This window comes from Candidatus Nanopusillus massiliensis (assembly GCF_920984865.1).
On record NZ_OV100765.1, the window covers coordinates 278,147 to 283,938 of the forward strand.

10 protein-coding genes and 3 pseudogenes (2 of these 13 running past the window's edge) are annotated in these 5,792 nt (G+C 23.1%); 2 read left to right on the forward strand and 11 right to left on the reverse strand.

From position 1 onward, the window contains the following. The 8 genes and pseudogenes from LUA84_RS05225 to LUA84_RS01975 all read right to left on the reverse strand — a co-directional run. A pseudogene (locus LUA84_RS05225) lies at window positions 1-244 on the reverse strand (tRNA ligase subunit PheS family protein) (it extends 70 nt beyond the left edge of the window). Then, window positions 133-419, reverse strand: a pseudogene (locus LUA84_RS05230) (tRNA ligase subunit PheS family protein). Before LUA84_RS05230 ends, LUA84_RS05225 begins: the two co-directional pseudogenes overlap by 112 nt. Further along, window positions 367-633: a tRNA ligase subunit PheS family protein gene (locus tag LUA84_RS04205; protein WP_256443509.1), complete on the reverse strand. Its 267-nt coding sequence runs from the start codon at window positions 631-633 to the stop codon at window positions 367-369. The pseudogene LUA84_RS05230 and the gene LUA84_RS04205 overlap by 53 nt, the downstream one beginning before the upstream one ends. Then, on the reverse strand, window positions 539-1,357 hold the full coding sequence (locus LUA84_RS01955) for a helix-turn-helix domain-containing protein (RefSeq protein WP_231434197.1): 819 nt from the start codon (window positions 1,355-1,357) through the stop codon (window positions 539-541). The genes LUA84_RS04205 and LUA84_RS01955 overlap by 95 nt, the downstream gene beginning before the upstream one ends. A gap of 2 nt (window positions 1,358-1,359) precedes the next feature. Further along, window positions 1,360-1,818 carry a class-II aminoacyl-tRNA synthetase family protein gene (locus LUA84_RS01960; protein WP_231434198.1) on the reverse strand — a complete coding sequence of 153 codons (459 nt, stop codon included), beginning with the start codon at window positions 1,816-1,818 and terminating at the stop codon, window positions 1,360-1,362. Between the two features lie 23 nt (window positions 1,819-1,841). Next, on the reverse strand, window positions 1,842-2,288 hold the full coding sequence (locus LUA84_RS01965) for a hypothetical protein (protein WP_231434199.1): 447 nt from the start codon (window positions 2,286-2,288) through the stop codon (window positions 1,842-1,844). 228 nt (window positions 2,289-2,516) lie between these two features. After that, window positions 2,517-3,008 carry a hypothetical protein gene (locus LUA84_RS01970; RefSeq protein ID WP_231434200.1) on the reverse strand — a complete coding sequence of 164 codons (492 nt, stop codon included), beginning with the start codon at window positions 3,006-3,008 and terminating at the stop codon, window positions 2,517-2,519. Then, entirely contained in the window at window positions 3,008-3,211 is a 204-nt protein-coding gene (locus LUA84_RS01975) for a hypothetical protein (protein WP_231434201.1), read from the reverse strand. The genes LUA84_RS01970 and LUA84_RS01975 overlap by 1 nt, the downstream gene beginning before the upstream one ends. 239 nt (window positions 3,212-3,450) lie before the next feature. On the opposite strand from LUA84_RS01975, the pseudogene LUA84_RS05235 reads away from it, so the two are divergent. Then, window positions 3,451-3,687, forward strand: a pseudogene (locus LUA84_RS05235) (hypothetical protein); the annotation flags it as partial. A gap of 665 nt (window positions 3,688-4,352) precedes the next feature. Beyond that, window positions 4,353-4,913, forward strand: a complete 561-nt coding sequence (locus tag LUA84_RS01980) for an aminoacyl--tRNA ligase-related protein (RefSeq protein ID WP_457913346.1) — start codon at window positions 4,353-4,355, stop codon at window positions 4,911-4,913. A gap of 164 nt (window positions 4,914-5,077) precedes the next feature. On the opposite strand, the gene LUA84_RS01985 is transcribed toward LUA84_RS01980, so the two are convergent. The 3 genes in view from LUA84_RS01985 to LUA84_RS01990 are tightly spaced (at most 1 nt apart) and all read right to left on the reverse strand, a layout consistent with a single transcriptional unit that may run on beyond the window. Continuing rightward, entirely contained in the window at window positions 5,078-5,599 is a 522-nt protein-coding gene (locus LUA84_RS01985) for a 2,3-bisphosphoglycerate-dependent phosphoglycerate mutase (RefSeq protein WP_457913284.1), read from the reverse strand. Continuing rightward, window positions 5,580-5,672: a histidine phosphatase family protein gene (locus tag LUA84_RS05240; protein WP_457913285.1), complete on the reverse strand. Its 93-nt coding sequence runs from the start codon at window positions 5,670-5,672 to the stop codon at window positions 5,580-5,582. The genes LUA84_RS01985 and LUA84_RS05240 overlap by 20 nt, the downstream gene beginning before the upstream one ends. 1 nt (window position 5,673) lies before the next feature. Then, window positions 5,674-5,792, reverse strand: the end of a protein-coding gene (locus LUA84_RS01990; RefSeq protein WP_457913286.1) for a DUF2250 domain-containing protein. Its footprint extends 295 nt past the window's final position; 119 of the gene's 414 nt are visible here — the last part of the coding sequence; its start codon lies off the right edge, out of view; its stop codon occupies window positions 5,674-5,676.

Consider the following 5,792-nt stretch of genomic DNA (forward strand, 5'->3'; position numbering starts at 1 on the left):
TATATATTAATATTTAGATATATTGTTGCAAGTCTATCAACACCAAGACCCCATGCCAAGACTGGATAATTTATATTAAATTGTTTTAGTAATTCTTCCCTAATACACCTGCACCTCCAACTTCAAGCCATCCTAATTTTGGATGCTCAGCATATACTTCAACAGAAGGTTCTGTAAATGGAAATATGCTGGATAGNATTTTATATTTTTTGCTTTTAAAACATTTACTACTAATTCTTTTAATATTCCAAATAAATCTAAAAATGTTAAATTATCATCTAAAACAATTCCTTCAAGTTGATTAATTCAATAAAATGCTTTGCATCAATTGTATCATATCTAAATACTTTTTCTATTAAAAAATATTTACCAGGTTTTTCTGCATTTAATAATGTTCTGTGCAGATATAGCAGTATCATGTGATATTAACATAGCTCTTTTTGAAATATTTTCATCAAATGTTTTAAAATATTTTAATTGTGTCTTTTTAACATTTTCAAATAAATCTTTTGGAAAATCTTCTATATATTGTATATTTTTAATATAAAATGCATCCATTATTGAAATATCTCCTGCAGGATGATCCTGTGGTATAAATAAACAATCTAAATCCCAGAAATGTGATATTATCATTAGTATATTTATCCATTTCTTTAAATCCCATTGATATTAATTCTTCTCTTATTTTATCTAAAAATTCTAAATATGGATTATATCTTCCAATATTTTCTTCTTCAATATTAATTCTTATATCATATGGCCTAAATTTTTTATTTTTATATATTTTTTTATCAATAACTTCCTTTGTATATTTTTCAATATATTCTTCAGGTTTATAATTTTTCAAAATTTCTTTTCCTTTTTCATTTTCTATTTCATAATAAATTGTTTCTTCCTTTTCTTCAATAATTCCTTTTCTTCCTTTAAATAATTTTATTGTATTTTCATTAATTTTTTCTAAATATTTTTCATATGTTTCTATTTCTTTAATATATATTACTTTTCCATTTTCGATCTTTATTGCACCATTTTTTCTTAAGAATCCTAAAGAAAAGGCTAATTCATCTTTATTAAAATGCTCATCCAATTCTTCTAGATTTATTTCTTTCCTTTCCTTTAATAAATTTAATAATCTTCTTTCAGGTAATCCTTCTTTTAAATATTTTTTTCCAAGTTCAGTTAATTCATATTTTTTTATTTTTTCTTCTCTTAATTCTATTAATCCTTTTTCTTTTAAAAATCCCAAAATCCGTAATACTTTATATTTTTCAATATTTAATTCATTTGAAATTTCATCTAAATTTTTCCAATTATCATTTAATATAGATAATACTTTATATTCAATTTCAGATATCATATTTAATGATATTTCATTAATTCCTTTATGCTTATTTCAAAACCAGTTAATGGATACTTTATATCTAATTTTTCTAATATAATTAGATCAATTTCTCCAATCCATCCAATATTTTCATTATTTACAAATATATATCCTTGTCTTCCATCTATTAAAAATTTATGATTTGAATTTCTTATATCAAAATCAATTTCTAATTCTTTAAATAATCTCTTTAATACCTTTAATGAATCATTCACAGAAACCTCATAATTAGAATAAATATCTAAAAACTCACAATCGTCAATTATTTTATTATTTTTAGTATATGAAACCCTATTTAATTCAAATATTTTTGCAGGGAATTTTAATTCATTATTTTCAGATAATAATTGTAAGAAAGAAGATAATAAATATACTCTAATTGAATTATAAGATGATGATGCAGGATTTATTAATTCAATAATCTCCTCTATCTTCATTTAATAAGCTATTTATATCCTTATTAGATAACTATTGGAGTATATATTTCTATGCATCCCATATTAACCATTATTTTTCTTATATTATTTATTATCTTTCTTTCTTTACTTAATTCTCCCTTTGTATATATTTTAATTTCTCTTGGTTTTAAATTATTATATCCATAAGAAATCAATATTTCTTCAATTATATCATATTCAGATAATATATCATCCCTATAATTTAGATATTCAATAATTAATTTATTATTTTCAATTTTTGCATTCATTCTTTTTCTATTTAAATATTCAACAATGTTTTTATCATCTAATTCTATTCCTAAATATTTTTTAATTTTATTTAAATCCATTTCTTTTTTAATAATTTTTAATTCTGGTGTTTTAATTTTTTTATCAGGATATATTACATTAATTGAATATATTTCTCCTCCAAAATCTTTTAATGCCAATACAATTACATATAATGCCAATAATATTTTTTCTAAATCTGTTCCGGAAACATCTATGAAAATATTTTTTGTATTAATATCTAGCTTAATATTTTATTTGAATTTATTATTGGAGGAAATGAAATAATATTATTATTTGAATCAATTAAAATTGGAGATTTATTATATTTATATTTCAATATTTGCATATTTTTTACCAGGTTCTGTATTTTCCAATATTTCTCTTAATGATAATTCTTTATCAAATCATTAAGGAATAAATTTTGTTTCTGGATCTGCTAATTTATAATAAACAGGAAATTCAATTAAATCAAAATTATGTGTCCCAATTGCAACTTTTTGTCTATTTCTTCCAAAAAAATGTGATATTTTTTCTTGTAATTGTATTAAATCTTTTAATCTATCTTCATTTAATTTTACATTTTTAACAATTGCACCAACAATATATGGTCTTACATTTGATATTTCTTTATCAACAATTAAAATATAGGGAGAATCTTTTATTTCAAATTTTGGAATTCCATTTTCAATATTTAATATTCCTTTTAATTCTCTTGCAATTCCAGTTAAACTATATAAATCAATTCTATTAAAATCTTTTACTTCAATTTTTGCATTATTTCCATTAATTTCATCTAATTCACATTTTATATTTAATAAATATTCACTTAATTCTTCTTCAGATAATTTTTTATTTAATAGTTTATATAATTCATTTAAAGAAACATCTAAAACAACCATTAAATCTCAATTCCTAATTTCTTTAAAATTTCTTGTTCTTTATTTTTATTCTTTATATCTTTTTTAGAAATTCCCCTATATCTTGCAAATGCAGGACAAATATATATTTTTATAGGACTGGATAAAATTAGCATGGGAATTTGTTCTGCAGAAACATCTGGTTTAAGTTTTGGTGATATTGTTCGTTTAATTGCCTTATCCAATCTCACCATTCTTCCACAATAATATCAAGGNNNNTATTCATACTTCTTATTCTAAATTGTTTTATATTATTTGATATTATCATATTTGCCATAAACGTATATTATTAGGATAATATTTATTAATCTTAAATATTTAAAAGGGTAAAACTTTATTAATTTACAATGGTATATCGGTCAGATGGGGTTTCCAGTTGATATAGATTTTTTAAGGAATAATATAGAATTACTATAAAGAAACATTTAGAAAAAGGGGCTTAGATGAAAATATTGTAGATAAAGTAATTGAGTTAGATAATAAGAGAAGGGAGTTACAAAGGGAGTTAGAAAAATCAAGACATAAGAAAAATTTATTATCAAAATTTTATGGATCAGTTATTCAATATTTAAATGGAAAAATAGATAGAAATACATTAATTAAAGCTGCAATAGATATAGTAAATGACTACATGAAGGAAATATTTCAGAAGAATTATTAAATAAATTAAAGGAAGATATAAAAGATTTAGATGAAGAAATAAAGAAAGAAGAAGAAGAATTTAAGAATGGTGAGAATAATTTAATAGACCTATTATGGAATTTTCCAAATCTATTATCAAATGAAGTTCCTGTTGGAGATGAAAGTAAAACATACACCAGTAAAATTCTGGGGAATTCCTAGAGTATTGATATAAATTTATTTAAAGAACAGACTGAAAGATTTGGATGGAGGATTGTTGAATTAAATGAAATATGAAATAATAAGGAATATGAAAAAAATATAAAAAATGAGAATTACTTGAAGAATTAAATAAAATATTAAATGATGAAGAAGATTTTAAAGAAATAAACTTTAATGATGTATTATCTTTTTTTAAATTAAATAATGACAAAATAGTAGTATATAAAAAGGTAAATGATGGAATTAAAGCATCAATATGATATATTAAAAGAATTTAATTTAGCAGATACAGATATTGCTGGAGAAGTTTCTGGTTCAAGATTTTACTTTGAATTTATTATATTATCTTTGTTAGATTTATCATNGAGTATAGAAGGTGTAAAATATATGATAAATAAAGGTTATACATTTACAATACCTCCTTATATGCTAAAAAAAGATATATTGGATGGAATAATAACATTGGATGATTTTGCAGATATGATGTATAANATTGATGGAGAAGATCTATATTTAATAGGGACTGCTGAGCATCCAATAACTGCATTATATTATAATAGAATTATTGAAGAAGATCAATTACCAATCAANATTGTTGGATGGAGTCCATGCTTTAGAAAGGAAGCTGGTGCACATGGTAAAGATACAAAGGGATTATTTAGTTATTGCATCAATTCCATAAAATTGAACAATATATATTTTGTAAACCAGAAGATATCTGAAAAATATCATAAAGAATTAATAAGAAAAGCAGAAGAATTTTTAGAGAAATTGAATATACCATATAGGACAGTTTTAATTGCATCAATGGTTATGGGAAAGAGAAATTATAAACAATATGATATTGAAGGATGGTTCCCAGGACAAAATAAATATAGGGAATTAGTATCTGGATCGAATGTAACAGATTGGCAGGCAAGGAGATCAAATATTAGATATAGAAAAAAGGATAATAGTTTAGATAACGTACATACATCAAATTGTACATTATCTCCAATACAAAGAAAATTAACATGTATAATAGAAAATAACTATCGATTATAAAAATAATAGAATATTAATACCCGCAAAATTAAGGCAATATATTGGAAAAGATTTTATAACAAAATAGTAGCGGAGGGGATTCGAACCCCTGATAAGAGGGTCTGCAGCCCTCCCCCTTAGGCCCCTCGGGCACCGCGGCATATTAAATTCTTAATATTCTCTTATTATAAAACTTCTTCTTTTCTATCATAATCATATAAAAAAGGAACTGCAGGTTCAATTTCTAAATTTAATATTTGTTCTTCATTTAAATTTTCAATATATGAAACAATTGACCTTAAACTATTTCCATGAGCAGAAATAAGAACATTTTTATTTAATTCTAAGTCTNCCTTTATTGCTCTTTCAAAAAATGGTATAGTTCTTTTTTGTGTATCTTCTAAACTTTCCCCATTTTGAGGTCTTACTTTTAAACTTCTTCTCCATAATCTTACTTGTTCTTTTCCATATATTTCTGCAACTTTATCATTATTTAATCCTTGTAAATCTCCATAATGTCTTTCATTTAAACTAATATCTTTTATTACTGGAATATTATATCCTAATATTTTTATAATAATTTCTAATGTTTCAATTGCTCTTGATAATATACTTGTATATGCAATATCAAATTTTATATTTAAACTTTTTAAAGTTTGTCCACCTTTAATAGCCTGTTCTCTTCCTTCATCTGTGATATGCAACATCAACCCATCCAGTAAATCTATTTTCTTTATTCCATAATGATTCGCCATGCCTTATTAAGCATAGTATGGGCATATTAGTTATTATCCCTTAAATACTTATATACCTGTTTTCCCAATAATGTTAATTTATAATATGTATGATGCAGTATAACCTGAGATTGTTTCTTTAATCTTGCTTTTGTTCTGTTAACAG